Origin of the sequence: Teredinibacter sp. KSP-S5-2 (assembly GCF_032773895.1) — a bacterium.
GTDB lineage: Bacteria > Pseudomonadota > Gammaproteobacteria > Pseudomonadales > Cellvibrionaceae.
Genome location: NZ_CP120416.1, coordinates 4,770,994 through 4,787,721 on the forward strand (window position 1 = coordinate 4,770,994; position 16,728 = coordinate 4,787,721).

Annotated in this window: 16 protein-coding genes; 6 read left to right on the forward strand and 10 right to left on the reverse strand. The window is 44.3% G+C overall.

The genetic code is table 11. From position 1 onward, the window contains the following. Positions 1–144: 144 nt before the first annotated feature. The 4 genes from pspA (at position 145) to P5V12_RS20525 (ending at position 1,896) form a co-directional block, all read left to right on the forward strand. On the forward strand, positions 145–822 hold the full coding sequence (pspA, locus tag P5V12_RS20510; RefSeq protein WP_316954949.1) for a phage shock protein PspA: 678 nt from the start codon (positions 145–147) through the stop codon (positions 820–822). A 17-nt stretch (positions 823–839) separates the two neighbouring features. Further along, entirely contained in the window at positions 840–1,091 is a 252-nt protein-coding gene (gene pspB, locus P5V12_RS20515) for an envelope stress response membrane protein PspB (protein WP_316954950.1), read from the forward strand. Further along, positions 1,091–1,561 (forward strand): envelope stress response membrane protein PspC, encoded by a 471-nt coding sequence (gene pspC, locus P5V12_RS20520; RefSeq protein WP_316954951.1) that lies wholly within the window; start codon positions 1,091–1,093, stop codon positions 1,559–1,561. The genes pspB and pspC overlap by 1 nt, the downstream gene beginning before the upstream one ends. 110 nt (positions 1,562–1,671) lie before the next feature. Beyond that, positions 1,672–1,896 carry a hypothetical protein gene (locus P5V12_RS20525; protein ID WP_316954952.1) on the forward strand — a complete coding sequence of 75 codons (225 nt, stop codon included), beginning with the start codon at positions 1,672–1,674 and terminating at the stop codon, positions 1,894–1,896. A 70-nt stretch (positions 1,897–1,966) separates the two neighbouring features. On the opposite strand, the gene P5V12_RS20530 is transcribed toward P5V12_RS20525, so the two are convergent. Beyond that, positions 1,967–2,998 carry a helix-turn-helix domain-containing protein gene (locus P5V12_RS20530; protein ID WP_316954953.1) on the reverse strand — a complete coding sequence of 344 codons (1,032 nt, stop codon included), beginning with the start codon at positions 2,996–2,998 and terminating at the stop codon, positions 1,967–1,969. Positions 2,999–3,279: 281 nt separating this feature from the next. On the opposite strand from P5V12_RS20530, the gene P5V12_RS20535 reads away from it, so the two are divergent. Further along, positions 3,280–4,359, forward strand: a complete 1,080-nt coding sequence (locus P5V12_RS20535; RefSeq protein WP_316954954.1) for an alpha/beta hydrolase — start codon at positions 3,280–3,282, stop codon at positions 4,357–4,359. Positions 4,360–4,598: 239 nt separating this feature from the next. Here the strand turns inward: P5V12_RS20535 and ubiD are convergent, their stop codons facing one another. The 4 genes from ubiD to ppk1 form a co-directional block, all read right to left on the reverse strand. Then, positions 4,599–6,065 carry a 4-hydroxy-3-polyprenylbenzoate decarboxylase gene (gene ubiD, locus P5V12_RS20540; protein ID WP_316954955.1) on the reverse strand — a complete coding sequence of 489 codons (1,467 nt, stop codon included), beginning with the start codon at positions 6,063–6,065 and terminating at the stop codon, positions 4,599–4,601. Between the two features lie 97 nt (positions 6,066–6,162). After that, complete coding sequence (gene rho, locus P5V12_RS20545) at positions 6,163–7,422, reverse strand: transcription termination factor Rho (RefSeq protein ID WP_316957459.1); 1,260 nt, start codon at positions 7,420–7,422, stop codon at positions 6,163–6,165. A 623-nt stretch (positions 7,423–8,045) separates the two neighbouring features. Then, entirely contained in the window at positions 8,046–8,372 is a 327-nt protein-coding gene (gene trxA / locus P5V12_RS20550) for a thioredoxin TrxA (protein WP_316954956.1), read from the reverse strand. A 108-nt stretch (positions 8,373–8,480) separates the two neighbouring features. Continuing rightward, positions 8,481–10,565, reverse strand: a complete 2,085-nt coding sequence (gene ppk1 / locus P5V12_RS20555; RefSeq protein ID WP_316954957.1) for a polyphosphate kinase 1 — start codon at positions 10,563–10,565, stop codon at positions 8,481–8,483. Between the two features lie 166 nt (positions 10,566–10,731). On the opposite strand from ppk1, the gene P5V12_RS20560 reads away from it, so the two are divergent. Next, positions 10,732–11,418 carry a TVP38/TMEM64 family protein gene (locus P5V12_RS20560; RefSeq protein WP_316954958.1) on the forward strand — a complete coding sequence of 229 codons (687 nt, stop codon included), beginning with the start codon at positions 10,732–10,734 and terminating at the stop codon, positions 11,416–11,418. Here the strand turns inward: P5V12_RS20560 and P5V12_RS20565 are convergent. The 5 genes from P5V12_RS20565 to metW all read right to left on the reverse strand — a co-directional run bounded on the left by P5V12_RS20565 (position 11,415) and on the right by metW (position 16,728). Continuing rightward, the gene (locus P5V12_RS20565; RefSeq protein ID WP_316954959.1) at positions 11,415–13,760 is read right to left on the reverse strand and encodes a response regulator; all 2,346 of its coding nucleotides are present in this window, start codon (positions 13,758–13,760) and stop codon (positions 11,415–11,417) included. The two genes, P5V12_RS20560 and P5V12_RS20565, sit on opposite strands and share 4 nt — an antisense overlap. Before the next feature lie 118 nt (positions 13,761–13,878). Next, positions 13,879–15,060, reverse strand: a complete 1,182-nt coding sequence (hemW, locus tag P5V12_RS20570) for a radical SAM family heme chaperone HemW (RefSeq protein WP_316954960.1) — start codon at positions 15,058–15,060, stop codon at positions 13,879–13,881. After that, on the reverse strand, positions 15,053–15,658 hold the full coding sequence (rdgB, locus tag P5V12_RS20575; protein WP_316954961.1) for an RdgB/HAM1 family non-canonical purine NTP pyrophosphatase: 606 nt from the start codon (positions 15,656–15,658) through the stop codon (positions 15,053–15,055). Before rdgB ends, hemW begins: the two co-directional genes overlap by 8 nt. 15 nt (positions 15,659–15,673) lie before the next feature. Next, a complete protein-coding gene (locus P5V12_RS20580) occupies positions 15,674–16,123 on the reverse strand; it encodes a DUF4426 domain-containing protein (RefSeq protein WP_316954962.1) in 450 nt (149 codons plus the stop codon). After that, on the reverse strand, positions 16,120–16,728 hold the full coding sequence (metW, locus tag P5V12_RS20585; protein WP_316954963.1) for a methionine biosynthesis protein MetW: 609 nt from the start codon (positions 16,726–16,728) through the stop codon (positions 16,120–16,122). The genes P5V12_RS20580 and metW overlap by 4 nt, the downstream gene beginning before the upstream one ends.

Here is a 16,728-nt window from a genome sequence, read left to right on the forward strand (position 1 = left end):
AAATCAATGATTTTATGAAAAACCCATAAAAATCAATGGATTAAATATTTGGCACGGTTTCTGATAAGTATTGGGTATTAGCAATCTAAACCGTAACCAAAGGACATTGATGCGTGAGCATCAGCAATAGAGGATCCAAAGACCATGGGTATTTTTTCAAGATTTAGCGACATTGTTCAGGCAAATATCAACGCTATGTTGGATAGAGCGGAAGATCCGCAAAAAATGATTCGATTGATGATTCAGGAGATGGAAGAAACCTTGATTGAGGTGCGCAGCTCCTGTGCCCGAGTCATCGCTGACCAGAAAACCACGCAAAGACGTCTTGTTAATATGAAAGATGAGGCGCAAAAGTGGGAAGAAAAGGCCAAACTTGCTATAACCAAGGGAAGAGAGGATCTGGCTAGAGCGGCATTACTGGAGAAACAGTCGATAATAGACGAAGTAGATTTGGTTTCTCAGGAGTTGGACGGCCTTGATGCCCATCTGGACAAATTGGATACAGAAATAGGTCAGCTGCAAGCGAAGCTCAATGATGCCAAAGCGAAAGAGAAAGCAATCAAGATGCGTGAGCAAACGGTTCAGGCACGTTTAAAAACCAAGCGTCAGCATGAGCGTTGCAAAGTTGAAGATGCGTTTGCAAAATTTGAGCAATACGAGCGTCGTATGGATTTAATGGAAAGCGAAGCGGATGCAATGGATGTTGGCAGAACTGCGGATCAAACCTTGAAGCAGCAATTTGCTGAGTTGGAAAATGACGAGAAGATTAATAGCGAATTAAATCGACTTAAAGCAGATTTATCAGATACTAAAAATACATAAGGATTTGGGAGCAGATTATGACCATACCAGAATTTCTTTTTGTGCCTTCAATTCTGTTTATGATTTTTGTGGCACCTGCATGGGTTGTTTTGCATTACCGAAGTCGCCGGCGAGCGGAATCCAGTATTAGCGAGCATGAGCTTATGCAGTTGGAAGAGTTGCTTGCCAAGTTGGACAAAATGTCAGACAGGGTTGCAACGCTGGAAAAAATACTTGACGAGCGTTCCCCAAGTTGGCGAGCGCAAACCGGCACGGAGGGCGGGAAATAATGCGACACGAAAAACATAGTAGTTATCATCGTTATAAGTCTTGGCAAGAGCGAAAACAGTGTGGCTATAAAAAAAATCTGTTTCGGAATAGTCGAGATGGAAAAATTGCGGGTGTCTGTGCGGGTTTGGCGGATCATCTGGGTGTTGATCATTGGGTAGTGCGTGTCGTTTTTGTCGCGTTTCTGATTATGGGTGGTCCTATTGTGTTCTGGGCATATATTATCGCCTGGATCGCAATAGCCAAGCGCCCTTTGAAATGGCAGCCTGATTTTGAGTATGACGAAGATCGACATCAGTATCGGGAGCGTAGTGTCTTTCGGAACTCGAAACCAGCAGCGGAACGCTTACGGACTGCGAGAAGTAGAATGGACTCAGTATCGGCTCGAGTGGAAACTCTGGAACGATATGTCACTTCCAGCCGTTACAATCTGGATAAGGAATTTGAGGAAATGGAAAGAGGGTCCACTTAGATTCTTCTTTGAGGTGGGGTTATTTGTAAATAGATTAAGTAACCCTGCCGTTAGCTGTTTATCTTTATCTTGTGATAGCTGCTTGTTCACATAAAATAAGGATGGAGGATATGAACAGAAAACAATTATCTAAAGCGTTATGTTATTTGTTTTTTTACCCTATGTACCATGTGTTTGTGATTTTTTCGATTACCCTGCTTCTTACTCCCGCTTTGGAGTGGACGTTCCATCAAGGAAAATCATTTTTACTTGTTAATAGTATGATTATTGTAACGCTGTGGTATGTGGTGCATTTGGACGAGCTTATTTACATTTTTCGTAAAAAGGAAAGTTAATAGCAAAAAGCCGCGATGCCGGCATATCTTTGATTGGTGAGACTGGTAGCTTCCTAATTGTTAAATTAACTTATTGAGATACTCTGAACTCGCGAGGTGTCATTCCTTTAACTAGCTTAAAATATTTATTGAAAACGGATTTACTATTAAACCCGGATGCCTCACATATTTCCAATACAGACAATTCATTTCCCTCAGGTGAGCTGAGTAATTTTGATGCGTGTTGAATTCGGTATCCATTAACAAAATCATTGAAGTTTTTGGAGAAGTGTTCGTTAATGATTTTTGATGCCGTTTTCGTTGGTAATGACGCTCGGCTAGCGAATGCATCAATGGTGATGTTTGGCTCAAGAAATACTTTCTGTTGCTCCATAAGGTTGATTAATCTAGACACCTGTTCCTCCGTGTAAGTGATCGATTTTACTGTGATCTCCTGCTTAGGCGGTTGGAGTTGTAAGAATTGAGATAGGTGGCGAAGAGAAAAATAAACCAGCCCTCCCAAACAAGCCAGCCAAATGGCATCAAACAGCATATTGATAGGTGTTCGAAGCGTTAGCCAAATTTCGGGTGATTGCTCGGATATATAAAGATAGGTGTAAGCGACAGGTGTGACTAACCATCCCAGTCGTGTAACCACGAAACCAAAAACTAAAAATTGTAGCCAGGAAAAACCTGGTATAACCGTTGAGCTGAAATGCTCCAAAGAGAGCTGACGATATTTCTGTAGATATTTTAAACACACAAGTCCGTAGGTAAATCTCACGCATTGAGTGAAGACGAGTGAAATGTTGGTGAGCGTCTGAGGAGTGAGTTCCTCCATGAAATTGAACTGAGCGAGTATAAACAGAAAAAAAAGTATGGCTGGTGTTATGAGGTGGTAGAGCAAGTGTGATCGTAAAGCCGTGACAGGATGAAAAAGCACACGTCTGACGCTCTCATAGAGGCATATACCTTCTACCCAGATCATCACGTTATAGCCATTTAATATGTATATCCATTTTCCTTGATGAGTTTCCTCCCAGGGGTAAATGACGGCAGTACAGAGATTAATTGCGCCCACCACCATAAAAATAGTGATATACCATCCTGATGAAGAATGCATTTTTCGGTTCGACAAGCTGTGGAGAGCAAAAATCATACAGAGGCAAGCGGAGCATAATACGATAATATCTTTTGCTCCAAACATGGATTCGTTCACTTGATAACCTTTAACAATTCATTCAGTGGATATTTTTGGGTGATTCCAATCACTTTGTATGGGTATATATCCTATTTAACGTACTAATTTCGGTTTTTATCCGAATTACGGTCGATGGATCGGTCATGATACCCCAAGCTAACCGTATTCGAATGGTTGAGTTAACTGGTTGGGTAGAGAACTGAATGTATAAAACAGTAAAAAATATATGGGTTAATTCTTGCAGTCTCTTTGGCCTGTTCTGTGTTGTGATTGTCTGCGAGTCTGCACAAGGAGGTACTGGACATAATTCTGTTGCTAAAGGCTACATTGATCGTATCGTCGTTAAAGCGGATTCATTAGAAAATAACTTAGTCGGTGAAAATAATGAGAGGCAGGTTATTGTCTACCTGCCTCCATCCTATATTAAGAATCAGCATAAACATTATCCAGTAGTTTACGTTTTACACGGTTTCGGGGGAAGTGCTGAAGCCTGGTTTGCTGCCGAACCTGGGAGCCCTCAGATTGACAAAACGATGAATGCTTTAGTGTCTGAAGGCCTTGTTAACGAAATGATAGTGGTTGTGCCGGATACAAATTCACGACATCAGGGAACTTGGTATACCAATAACCCGATAACCGGTAATTGGGAAGACTTTATTACTAAAGACCTGCTTAACAAGATTGAGCAGCGTTATAGAGTTAAACGCGGTAAAGAAAGTCGCGGAATCATTGGCCACTCTATGGGCGGCTTTGGTGCGATAAAAATGTCATTAGAGCACTCACATCTATATAGTGCCGTTGTTTTTCTAAGCCCTGCTCCTCCGTTAGTCGCTCCGGGGTCTTCTGCTCTTGGGTGGGGTTTATATAAAAACCTTAAGCCGCAGATTGATAAGTACACGGGAAATCCTGGAGAGTTAACTGAGACCGCAAATATCTTTATGTCTCTGGCGCATATTTTTATTCCGAGTAAGACAAATCCACCGAGTTTTATTTTACCTACACCGACAAAATCCGATTTTAAGGAAATGGATGATTTCAATTTAACCGCTATGGCGAGTGCCTTAACAGATACGAAGAAATATAAACACATGGCGTTTAAATCTGAAATTGGTAGTCGTGAAGGGGTGAGTAATGAGTTTGTTCATGTTATGAATATATTTGAACGTAAAGGGATGAATATTGAGTATCAGATATTTGATGGAGGACATACGGATCACTTGCAAGTCGGTACTCGCGAATCTCTTATTTTTGTTAGTAGAAATCTAAATCATGAACTCAAATAGTCAGTTGAAAAATAAGATCACTAAAAGAATTGAGGGATCGTTCTCATTGGATGGGGTAAATACTATGGAGGTTGTATTTCAGGGATAGTATTTATAGGGATGCTTTATGTCAGAGGATGACTTGGGAGTAGTACCTCAAGGATTGAGTTTCCAATCGAGCTATATACGTTGGAGTACAAATCGATTTGGTTTTGCGAGAGCATCCCAAATCGATTTATATCGAAGTGTCGCATATCGACTTAATCTATATGCAGATCTTGCCAAATGGCATCGACTTTTTCTTTTACCGCCTTATCCATTTCTATCGGTTGTCCCCATTCTCGTGTCGTTTCGCCCGGCCATTTGTTGGTCGCGTCGATACCCATTTTGGAGCCTAAACCTGATACTGGAGAAGCAAAGTCTAAATAATCAATGGGTGTATTATCGATCAACGTTGTATCGCGGGTTGGGTCGACACGTGTGGTAATTGCCCAGATAACATCATTCCAATCGCGGGCGTTAACGTCATCGTCAGTAACAATAACAAATTTGGTGTACATAAATTGACGTAAGAAAGACCAGGCTCCCATCATGACGCGTTTGGCATGGCCGGGATATTGTTTTTTCATGGTGATGACGGCCATGCGGTAGGAACAGCCTTCCGGTGGCAAATAAAAATCAACAATTTCGGGAAATTGTTTTTTTAATAGGGGTACAAAGACTTCATTTAAGGCCAGTCCCAGAACTGCTGGTTCATCGGGTGGACGCCCCGTATAGGTGCTGTGGTATATCGGATCTTTTCTGTGAGTGATTTTTTCGACTGTGAAGACAGGGAATTTTTCCACTTCATTGTAATACCCTGTGTGGTCGCCAAAGGGACCTTCATCCGCCATTTCATCTGGGTATAAATAGCCTTCTAAAACAAATTCTGCGGATGCGGGAACCTGTAAGCTATTGGTTTTGCTTTTGACTACTTCCGTTTTCTGTCCGCGCAATAAACCTGCAAATGCGTATTCACTTAAGGTGTCTGGTACAGGTGTAACTGCGCCCAAAATCGTGGCTGGGTCTGCGCCCAATGCAACAGAAACGGGGAACGGTTCACCGGGGTGTGCCTGTTGCCATTCTTTAAAATCTAATGCGCCACCGCGATGGCTTAACCAACGCATAATCAGTTTGTTTTTACCGATTAATTGCATGCGGTATATACCCAAGTTTTGTCGTTCTTTATTGGGGCCACGTGTAATCACTAAAGGCCAGGTTACCAATGGGGCGGCATCACCGGGCCAGCAGGTTTGAATCGGAAGTTTATTCAGGTCAATGTCAGCGCCGGAGATTTCAATTTGTTGGCAGGGTGCTTTACTGACTTCCTTGGGAGACATATTCAAAACCTGTTTGAATATGGGGAGCTTATCCCAGGCATCTTTCATGCCCTTGGGTGGTTCGGGTTCTTTTAAAAAGGCCAGAAGTTCGCCAACTTCGCGAAGTGCCGCTACGGATTCCTGCCCCATACCCAGGGCAACCCGTTCCGGGGTACCAAAAAGGTTACCGAGCAGAGGGATATCATGGCCAATGACATTTTCGAATAATAAGGCGGGGCCGCCGGCTTTTAATGTTCGGTCGCATATCTCGGTAATTTCCAGGTTACAGCTAACAGGATGGGAAATACGCTTTAGTTCACCACGTTTTTCTAATAGACGAATAAAATCGCGAAGATCTGAAAAGGCCATAATAGTAAGGTTCAGTTAATCTGAAATATGAAGCGGCAGTATAGTATTTTATTCAAGATAAAAAAAAGGCGAAGTATTACTTCGCCTTTTAGGGAATTTATTTGGATCGCATGGAGAGGAAGAATTGATCGTTGGTTTTGAAGTTCTTCAGTCGGTCAACCAAAAACTCAGTTGCAGCAATGTCTTCCATATCGTGAAGCAATTTACGCAGAATCCACACTCGTTGCAGCTCCTCTTCTTTCATGAGTAAGTCTTCGCGACGAGTACCAGAGCGGCGAATATTAATTGCAGGGTATACACGTTTTTCTGCGACTTTACGATCCAGGTGTAATTCCATATTACCTGTACCTTTAAATTCTTCGTAAATCACCTCGTCCATCTTCGAACCGGTATCAATCAGTGCGGTTGCAACGATAGAGAGGCTACCACCTTCTTCGATGTTACGCGCTGCACCAAAGAAACGCTTGGGTCTTTCCAGTGCGTGAGCATCAACACCACCGGTTAATACTTTACCGGAGGATGGGATAACGGTGTTGTAGGCACGAGCAAGACGGGTAATGGAGTCGAGCAGGATAACAACATCTTTTTTATGTTCGACTAAACGTTTGGCCCGCTCGATAACCATCTCGGCTACCTGTACGTGACGTGAAGGGGGTTCATCGAATGTTGATGCAACCACTTCGCCTCTTACGGAACGCTGCATCTCGGTAACTTCTTCTGGTCGTTCATCGATAAGTAGAACGATAAGGTGACATTCCGGGTTATTTCGTGTAATTGCTTGCGCAATATTTTGCATCATAATTGTTTTACCGGCCTTTGGCGGTGCAACAATTAGTCCCCGCTGACCTTTTCCGATCGGCGAAGTTAAATCAATAATACGACCAGTTAAGTCTTCAGAAGAACCGTTACCGGTTTCCAGCATAAGTCGTTTATTAGGGAAAAGGGGAGTGAGGTTTTCGAACAGAATTTTATTGCGGGAGTTTTCAGGTTTGTCGAAATTAATTTCCGATACCTTAAGCATGGCGAAATAACGTTCGCCTTCTTTTGGCGGTCGAATTTTCCCGGAAATACTGTCGCCAGTTCGCAAGTTAAATCGTCTAATCTGGCTAGGCGAGACGTAGATGTCGTCAGGGCCGGCTAAATAAGAAGAGTCTGCAGATCGAAGAAAACCAAAACCATCCTGCAATATTTCCAGAACACCATCACCGTAAATATCTTCACCGCTTCGAGCGTGGCGTTTCAGAATGTTAAAAATAACATCTTGTTTACGCGAACGGGCCAGGTTTTCCATGCCCATTTCTTTGGCAATATTGATTAGCTCTTCGATTGGTTTGGTTTTGAGATCGGTAAGATTCATATGAGGGGCGTCTGGTGTTGGTTTTTCGTTTTCAGTGGATGACGGAGCCTCTCGCTTCGTGATCCTGGGGCGTTTTAATTTGCTACGCGGCTTAAAATCAGTGTCAAAACTGAGTTGTTCTGGCTTTTCTTTTGTTTCAGTGTCTTCTGGTGCTTGGATTTCGTTATTCATATGTTAACTACGAGAGGTTGCCCGGGATGTAAAACTTTCGACTGCAGTAATGTTTATACAAGATACCCGTCTGAGGAAAATTAGAGCATTAGGTTTTTCTGATTAGACGTGCAACTGGATGAAATCGAAAGGGGGTTAAATCTCTAACAGATATTCATTCATCAAATTAGCAATAAATTCGGGTTTATTAATTGCTGGAAAGGACGAACGAAACAGCACGATCAAAAGGTAACTAGAGTATAGCCACATTCCCGATGCTGTGCAAAGATCTAATCTGGAATTTTTTGACTCAATCCGGTTGGTACGTGTTTTTACTTGTCAGTTGTTATTAATCTGGCATTTCTAATAGTAAATTATGTACTTTTCTGCCTATCAGCTCCCAACTAGACGTTTATAGGAGCTGATAACATCAACGAACTGCCGGTAATTATATAAACTTTCTCAAAGAGCGGCTAGATCGTAGCGTCTACGAATTCCTGTAACTGAGCTTTAGAAAGCGCGCCAACTTTAGTTGCTTCAGCTTTTCCGCCTTTGAAAATGATTAGTGTTGGGATGCCGCGAATATTAAATTTCGCTGGTGTTTCTTTGTTTGCATCCACGTCCATTTTGCAGATTTTTAACTTGTCGCCGTATTCTTGAGCGAGTTCTTCAAGTACTGGAGCAATCATCTTGCATGGACCACACCAGGCTGCCCAAAAGTCGACTAGGACAGGTAGTTCCTGATTGAGTACATCTTGTTCAAAGCTCGCATCGCTAGTGTGCACAATGGCTCCACTCATATTGTTTCTCCTAAGGACGTTTAGCTAAGGGGCAATAATAAGGACAGGTCCTGAATGGCACAAGCCCCTTGGATCATGGATAGTAAAATTCGGCCGAGAATATCACATTTAGCTCGAAAGCGTCGTTAAAAGCTGGGTTTGAGCCGGTATAGAGTCGACGTCCTGAAGTTGTTCGTAGGTGCCGTCAGAATTCAGTTTCCAGCCTTGTGCGCCATCGTTTACGTAATATAGCAGCTCCTGAACTATACGTTGGGCCAGTTTTGAGCTTTCCAAGGGGAAGCAGGTTTCAACACGATGGTTTAAGTTGCGCTCCATCAAATCTGCACTGGCACAATAGACTTTCGATTCCGAGTTGGCGAAATAATACACTCGTGTGTGTTCAAGGAAACGTCCAACAATGGATTTGACTTTAATTGTGTCAGATACCCCGGGTATGCCTGGACGTAAGCAACACATTCCCCGTATTACCAAGTCTATTGGTACGCCAGCGCTGGACGCTTTATAGAGTGCTTGTATCACTTTGGGTTCGGTCAGACCATTACACTTTAAAATGATGTGTGCTTCTTTGCCCGCTTGGTGGGCGGCAATTTCCCCCTCAATCATTTTGAGAATCTGGCGCTTCAGGGTAAAAGGCGCATGCAAGAGCTTATTCATGCGCTCGGTCTTGCCCATACCAGTTAACTGTTGGAACAGGTGGTGGACGTCTTCCCCGACTTTTTTATCGGCGGTGAGGTAGGAGTAATCGGTGTAAAGTCGGGCATTCCCGCTGTGGTAGTTACCAGTACCAAGGTGAACATAGCGAACCAGCTTGTCTCCCTCTCGTCGAACTATGAGCATCATTTTTGAGTGTGTTTTGAAACCGACAACGCCATAAACCACGACAGCTCCTGCTTCTTGCAGTTTGCTGGCTAGCTCCAGGTTTTCTTCTTCATCAAAGCGGGCTCGGAGTTCGACAACGGCGGTAACCTCCTTACCGCTTTTGGCTGCGTCGATTAACGCTTCGACGATGGAGGAGTTGGTGCCGGTGCGATAGAGGGTTTGCTTGATTGCCAATACGCCCGGGTCTTTCGCCGCTTGCCTGAGCAGTTGGATGACTGGAGTGAAAGACTCAAAAGGATGGAGCAGCAGGAATTCCTTGCTGCTGATTGCATCAAATATATTGTCTTTACGGCTCAACCCTTTGGGGATTTGCGGGGTAAAGGGCGGATCGAGCAAATCTGGTCGGTTGACGATGGATGGAACCCGCATAAGACGTTTGAGATTTACCGGGCCGTTGACTCGATAGAGTTCGTCTTCGGTGAGGCCGACTTCTTTCAACAGAAAATCCGTTAGCTCTTTCGGACAGTTGTCAGCCACTTCCAGCCGCACAGCGGTACCAAAGCGGCGGGAATGGAGTTCACCCCGCAGTGCGCGAGCCAGGTCCGCAATCCCTTCCACGTCCACATCCAGATCGGCGTTCCGCGTAATTCGGAATTGATAACATCCTCTTACTTTCATACCCGGAAAGAGTTTGTCTGCGAAGGCGTGGATCATGGAAGAAAGGAAAATAAAGTTATGGCCTTCGCCCATTCCATCGGGCAGCTTAATGAGTCGTGGCAGGGTTCGTGGTGCCGGAACTATGGCGTAGTTTAAGTCGCGGCCGAATGCATCTTTGCCATCCAGCTCAAGAATAAAGTTCAGGCTTTTGTTAACCAACCTGGGGAACGGATGGGCTGGGTCGATGCCAATAGGGCTGACAATCGGCATCACTTCTTTTTCAATGTAAGCCTCCACCCATTCGTTGATTTCCTTGCTCCAGTGGCTGCGGCGTAAAAAGTGGATGTCCTCATCGGCCAGAGCTGGAATGAGTATGTCATTCAGAATCTCGTATTGTTGTTCGACGGTTTGATGGCAGCGCTCGCTGATTTCACGCAGAACTTCCTGAGGGTGCATACCATCTGAGCCGGTGGTTTCCCGTTCAAATTGAATACTCTGCATTAGCCCCGCAACGCGTATCTCAAAGAATTCGTCGAGATTCGAGCTGAAAATGAGCAAAAACTTGAGTCTCTCAAGAATAGGGTGTCGTTCGTCCAGAGCCTGGGCCAGAACACGTTGGTTAAATGCGAAGTTACTTAGCTCCCGGTTGATATAAAAGTCCGGGTTATCAAACTCTATATCCTGATCTTGTTGGGTTTCGGTGTCCGAATTTGTCATAAAGAAAGGGTATCTTTGCCTAGGGTATGTAAGTACGGATGCTTAACTAGTATAGTTTACCGAGTGTTACAGCTTGGCAATGGGTAAACGAGTATTTTGCCTGCTCATCTTCCTGCGCTTGTGCTGCAACTGCATTAATCAATATCAAAAACACACTTAGTCTGACATGCGATTTAATGGAAAAGTACTTGGCTTAGCGGCTTTTATATCGGCTCTGGTATGCGTGATTTATCTTGATTTATGGCATTGGCTATCGGTCGAGAGTTTGAGGGAGCGTGCGTCGGTTAATCCCTTGGAAGCATCGCTGATTTACTTTCTTTCGGTGTTGGTGGTGGCATCGTTAAGTTTGCCTGGTTCCGGCCCTCTGACGTTTATGTCGGGCGCAGTTTTCGGTTTGTGGTGGGGGACGTTATTAACCTCATTTGCCCTGGCCATAGGAGCCTGCATAGCTTTTGGTGTATCACGTTATCTTTTCCGCGACTGGGCTGAGGCAAAATTCCGGCAAACTCTGGAAAAGGTGAACGAGGGGCTGGAGGAAGACGGTGCCCGTTATCTCGTTACCTTAAGGCTCTTGCCTATGGTGCCTTATTTTGCAGTGAACAGTATTTTTGGTTTAACCCATATGCGTTTGGGCCGGTTCTATTGGCTCACCCAGTTAGGTATGATTCCGGGAGTGTTGGTCTATGTAAACGCTGGGGCCGAGTTGGGCGAAGTTGAATCTTTTACCTATTCAGAGTTGTTTACGCCCGAAATCCTCTTTGCTTTTTCTTTACTTATTGGTTTGTCGTTTTTGCCGAAGCTCTTTCCGGGACGATCGGAAACAGATGAGGTGTATAAAGAGGCTTCGGATTAGACCTCAATTCCAACAGCGCTAAGTCCTTCGGAAAGCCGGTCGATCGAGATGGGTTTTGGTAGGTAATAATTCATTCCGCAATCAAATACACGTTGTCGATGTTCCGTTTCAACATGCGCTGTCAATGCGATAATCGGAATGGGTTTTGATGCCTGATTGGATTCCCATTCACGTATTTTTTCTGTCGCTTCGAAGCCGTCCATCTCTGGCATCTCACAGTCCATAAACACCAAATCATACTTGGCATTGGGTTGAGTAATTTTATCAAAGGCCTGCTGGCCATTTTCGGCAAAATCGGGGTCTATCTCAAACTTGTTGAGCAACCCTTCAATCACCATTCGGTTAACGGCGTTGTCTTCTGCTACCAATACATTTAAATCTGCTTTCACTTGCGGCTTCACAGGTTCCGTTGGTTCGAGTGTGTTGAGCGATATACCCGATGCTTGTGCGACCAGCGTGTTCTTGATTTGCATGATAGATAACGGTCTTGGGATGATCGTCGTTACCGCCATCAGCTGTTCATGGGTCAGCGATGTGGGTCTGGAGTCGGTCAGCATTATTATCGGTGTATTTTCGTAACCTCTGATTTTGCGAATCTTGATTGCCAAGTCAATGCCGTCGATGTCGGGAAGTTCACGATTAATGAGAATAAAATCGTACCGATCATCATTTTTGTTACTTTGTTTTAATAAATCCAACCCATCTTCAGCGAAATATACCGTTCGGCACTTCAGGTTCCAGCATACGTAATGCGTACGTAGCGCCTTTTCCAAAATGCTGGAATCGTGAATGGCCAGAAGCTTTTTGTTCGATAGTGACAGGCTGGTGCTGGGAGAATCGCGTTTATCCACTTCCGGTGGTAGCGCCAAATGGGCGGTAAACCAGAATGTAGAGCCTTTGTTTTCCGTACTTTCTACGCCTATCTCACCGCCCATTAGTTCGGCTAGCTGTTTACAAATTGCCAGGCCAAGCCCGGTGCCACCGTACTTCCGTGTGGTAGTGCTGTCTGCTTGACGGAAAGCATCGAAGAGAGAGTCTTTGATTTCAGATTTAATACCGATGCCCGAGTCTTCAATTGAGAAGCGAATAACGGGTTCTTCACTGTAGTCGGTACTTAGTGAATGCGCTTCAACAAAAATGTAGCCTTCAGAAGTAAACTTAAAGGCGTTACCGATGAGGTTAACCAGCACCTGACGTAAGCGAGTTGGGTCGCCGACTAATTTTATCGGTGTGGTTGGCGTGATACTACTGATGAGCTGTATGTTTTGTTTTTTATTACTGCCGCCAAATAATTGAAGTGCATCGTTAATTAATTCTTCCAGACTGAATTCTACTTTCTCCAGATTCATGCGTCCGGCTTCGATCTTGGAGTAATCAAGAATGTCATTAATGATGGACATCAATGAGTCACTGGAGCGACGAATTACATCCAGGTAATGTTTCTGGTTATCGTTGAGGGGGGTGTCTCTGAGCATTTCCACCATGCCGACAACGCCGTTCATAGGAGTGCGGATTTCATGGCTCATGGTGGCGATAAATTTACTCTTCGCCAGGTTTGCCGCCTCAGCTTCCTTGATCATTCGCTCGGATTCCATTTTCTCCTCTTTCTCGCGAATCAAAGCGAGTTCCATTGAGCGTCTTTGGTCAAGGTCATCAATGAATTTACCCCGCATATGTTCCAGGGCGTCGACTAGTTCATCCAGTTCATCGTAATTTTTTGCGTTGTCGTGGTGACGAATAATTTCCAGACTATCACCAAGATTTTCAAGGGAAAGATTACGGGCGAAATTGGTGATTTGGGATACATGGTTAAAGAGACGTGTTTTTAGGGTAAAGATCATAAAAAACACGAGGCAGGTTACCAGGCCGCCTTCACGAAACAGGGCTTCTATCAGAACGCGTGCCAGCCCGGTGTCGAGGCTGGATTCTTCCGCATATATATGCAAAGTGAGCACGCCAACGCTGGTTGGAATTTTGAAATATTGATGGGTGGATACCGGCATGAAGCTGGACTTATCGTGCTCGCGTTCCACGGTGATATTCAGATCGCTGGTGGTGCTTAAATTCAGTAGTTGAGCGTAAATAATCTTGGGTTGTTGAATCAGGTGTCGGAGAGTGCCTTCCAGATCGCTTTTTCCCTGCTTGGCATCTTCCTGCAGCGTGGGGGTGATGATATCAACCACCAGTGCCACATGTTTGATTAAGTGCTGAGTATTGCCTCTATGATGAAAGTAGCCACGTAGAGCGGTCGACATAAAAACCGCAAACAAACCCAACCCGAGTATCGATACGGTGAGTCTTCTGGAAATGGATGACTTTCTTCTAGTTGGCTTTTCGGTCATACAAGCGGCATCTGTCGCCAGGTTATGTTTGTTATTTCTTTAGATAATACTTTGGCTTATACCAGTGTAGCAGCACAAAGGTGGTTGTGTTGTTTAAATTTGGTATAAGAAAAAGGACTTAATCCGCAATAAATTCCTGTAAAACCGTATTCAGATAGTGCCTGCCCAGCTCTGTTGCTCGAATATTAACAACGTCGCCTGAATTTGTATGAAATTCGAGCAAGCCTTTGTTAATAAGAGGCTGAATTAAGGTTTCCAGCTCGCTAAGGTTACCATGAGCCCGGCTTTGCCAATAGCTTATTGGTACGCCATTTACTAACCTGAGGCCGTTCATCATAAATTCTAAGGGTAACTGATTTGTTTCAATCTGACTTTTGATTGATAGGTTATTCGTTTCTTTACCTAAATAGTCTTTGGGCAAGCGGGTTTTCTGCGTTCTGATTATCTGATCGGGATGGCGGAAAGTGAGCTTGCCGTGGGCTCCAGCACCCACGCCGATGTAATCTCCAAATTGCCAGTAATTGATATTGTGTTGCGACTGATAACCCTTGCGCGAGTAGGCGGATATCTCATACTGCACATAATTGGCATCGGATAATTTGCTATGTCCCGCCTCCTGAATATCCACCAGGTAATCTTCCTCTGGCAGCTGTGGCGGTCGGGAATAAAATTCCGTATTGGGTTCGATGGTGAGTTGGTACCAGGAAAGGTGTTCTGGCGCTAAGGCGACTGCACACTCTATATCTTGAATAGCCAGCTCTGGTGTTTGGCCTGGCAAGCCGTGCATAAGGTCAATATTGATATTGTCTATGCCTGCTTTCCGCGCTTTTTCATAGGCGGTGTATATCTGGCTTTGATCATGAATTCTGCCAAGCGCTTTGAGTTGCTCGTTTTGAAAACTCTGTACGCCTAAAGATATTCTGTTGACCCCCGTCTTTTTTAATTCTGCAAAATCGAAATACTCTGTTGTACCTGGGTTGGTTTCCAGAGTGATTTCCGCATGGGTTTCAATACCGATATGCTTTTGAGTTGCATCGATGATTTCGCCAATGGCTTTTGGCGGAAATAAACTTGGTGTGCCGCCTCCAAAAAATATAGAACTGATTTTTCGGTTGAAAGCAAAAGCAGATTCTGTTTTTAGATCCCTGATCAGTGCGGAACAGTACTCCTCTACTGGTAGCTGTTCCGGTTTTTTATGGCTGTTAAAATCGCAATATGGGCACTTTCTAACACACCAGGGAATATGGATATACAGAGCTAAAGGCGGTAATGCCGAATCCGCCAATATTGGATTAGACATGAGTCTGTTTGTTTTGTAAAACAGCGAGGAGCTTTTGCATCGCTTTGGCTCTATGGCTGATTTTATTTTTCAGGTTTTTGTCCAGCTCTGCTGAACTGCATTTATATTCCGGTACGTAAAAAAGTGGGTCGTAGCCAAAGCCGTTTTCGCCTACTGGTGTATCCAATATTCGTCCTTCCCAGGTGCCTTGACAAATAATGGGTGTTGGATCTTTGGCGTGTTCCATATAGACCAGCACACATTGATAGCGCGCACTGCGTTCTTCTTCTGGTGTGTTGACCAGCAGTGACAGCAAACGCTGGTTGTTTTTTTCATCGGTAGCGCCTTCGCCGGAAAATCGGGCAGAGTAAATACCGGGAGCACCTTTTAATGCATCTACCTCGATGCCAGAGTCATCGGCTATTGCCGGAAGGCCAGTTGCCTCGCATGCGTGACGTGCTTTGATTATGGCGTTTTCAACAAAAGTTAAACCGATTTCGTCAGCATCGGATACTTCATATTCTGATTGCGGGCGAACATCCAGATTACAGTCTGCCAGTAAAATTTGAAATTCTTTTAATTTCCCTGGGTTGCCGCTTGCCAAGATGATTTTTTGCATGTTGCTCTCTCTAAATTATTTGTCCGCATACACTGTTTTGGTGAATTGAGTAATAAGCGGAGTCTGTGCCCCTTCTGGCTTGGTCGAAATTGTGAAGTGCATAATTTCTTTATTGCTCACTCGAATTGGAGCCAAATAGTACACAGTGTCCTTTTCATCGATGGTAATAAATTTTAAAGGCTTTTGTTGTTGCAGCATGTTTTTTACCGTGCCTTCGATTGCCACAGGCACGCCGCCAGCCTGATCACCTTTGGCAACCATGATATTGAGCAGTACTTCATTTTTACTGCGCTTCAAGTTATAGCTTTTGGCAATGTCAGGGAGAATAAATGTACTGCTAAAAATACTGTAATGAACGGTGTATTGACCGTGCTGCTGGAAGCCAGGATCAGGAGTTTGAGCGGATGCACTGTGATGCAGTAAGCCTAATGCTATCAGTAACGTTATTATTTTTTTGATCATCATTTTTTGCATACCCGGTATAAAGCGGTTTCTCCAAATAAATTGGGGTGAATATGTTGCATGAAACTGCCGAAGGATTTGGTGGCAACCACTTCCCGATTCAGTACTTGAATATCAAGTGCCGTGCATAAGTGTTCGAAATCCTTGAAGGTACAAAAGTGAATGTTCGGCGTGTTGTACCATTCGTAGGGCAGTAGATCGGAAATGGGCATTTGCCCGTGAAAGGCTAAATGCCAACGGGCTTTCCAATGTCCGAAGTTGGGAAAGGTGACTATGCATTGCTGACCCACCCTGAGCATATCGATTAAAACCCGGTCGGGGTGCATCATAGTTTGAATAGCCTGCGACATAATTACGGTGTCGAAGCTTTGGTCGTCGAAATTACTTAAACCTTCGTCGATGTCTTGCTCGATTACATTCACATCATTCTCAATGCAGCGAAGGATGTTTTCCGAATTGATTTCTACTCCGTAACCATGTGCTTGTTTATTTTGATGCAGTGCTTTCAATAGCTCTCCGTCACCGCATCCTAGGTCGAGTACGCGAGAGTTGGGCTTGACCCATTGGCTAATGATTTGATGGTCTAATCGTAAATTACTGTCTGACAT

Coding starts and splice junctions, on each gene's coding strand:
- pspA (WP_316954949.1), top strand. CDS start 145: ATGGGTATTTTTTCAAGATTTAGCGACATTGTTCAGGCAAATATCAAC.
- pspB (WP_316954950.1), top strand. CDS start 840: ATGACCATACCAGAATTTCTTTTTGTGCCTTCAATTCTGTTTATGATT.
- pspC (WP_316954951.1), top strand. CDS start 1,091: ATGCGACACGAAAAACATAGTAGTTATCATCGTTATAAGTCTTGGCAA.
- P5V12_RS20525 (WP_316954952.1), top strand. CDS start 1,672: ATGAACAGAAAACAATTATCTAAAGCGTTATGTTATTTGTTTTTTTAC.
- P5V12_RS20530 (WP_316954953.1), bottom strand. CDS start 2,998: ATGCATTCTTCATCAGGATGGTATATCACTATTTTTATGGTGGTGGGC.
- P5V12_RS20535 (WP_316954954.1), top strand. CDS start 3,280: ATGTATAAAACAGTAAAAAATATATGGGTTAATTCTTGCAGTCTCTTT.
- ubiD (WP_316954955.1), bottom strand. CDS start 6,065: ATGGCCTTTTCAGATCTTCGCGATTTTATTCGTCTATTAGAAAAACGT.
- rho (WP_316957459.1), bottom strand. CDS start 7,422: ATGAATCTTACCGATCTCAAAACCAAACCAATCGAAGAGCTAATCAAT.
- trxA (WP_316954956.1), bottom strand. CDS start 8,372: ATGAGTGGAGCCATTGTGCACACTAGCGATGCGAGCTTTGAACAAGAT.
- ppk1 (WP_316954957.1), bottom strand. CDS start 10,565: ATGACAAATTCGGACACCGAAACCCAACAAGATCAGGATATAGAGTTT.
- P5V12_RS20560 (WP_316954958.1), top strand. CDS start 10,732: ATGCGATTTAATGGAAAAGTACTTGGCTTAGCGGCTTTTATATCGGCT.
- P5V12_RS20565 (WP_316954959.1), bottom strand. CDS start 13,760: ATGACCGAAAAGCCAACTAGAAGAAAGTCATCCATTTCCAGAAGACTC.
- hemW (WP_316954960.1), bottom strand. CDS start 15,060: ATGTCTAATCCAATATTGGCGGATTCGGCATTACCGCCTTTAGCTCTG.
- rdgB (WP_316954961.1), bottom strand. CDS start 15,658: ATGCAAAAAATCATCTTGGCAAGCGGCAACCCAGGGAAATTAAAAGAA.
- P5V12_RS20580 (WP_316954962.1), bottom strand. CDS start 16,123: ATGATGATCAAAAAAATAATAACGTTACTGATAGCATTAGGCTTACTG.
- metW (WP_316954963.1), bottom strand. CDS start 16,728: ATGTCAGACAGTAATTTACGATTAGACCATCAAATCATTAGCCAATGG.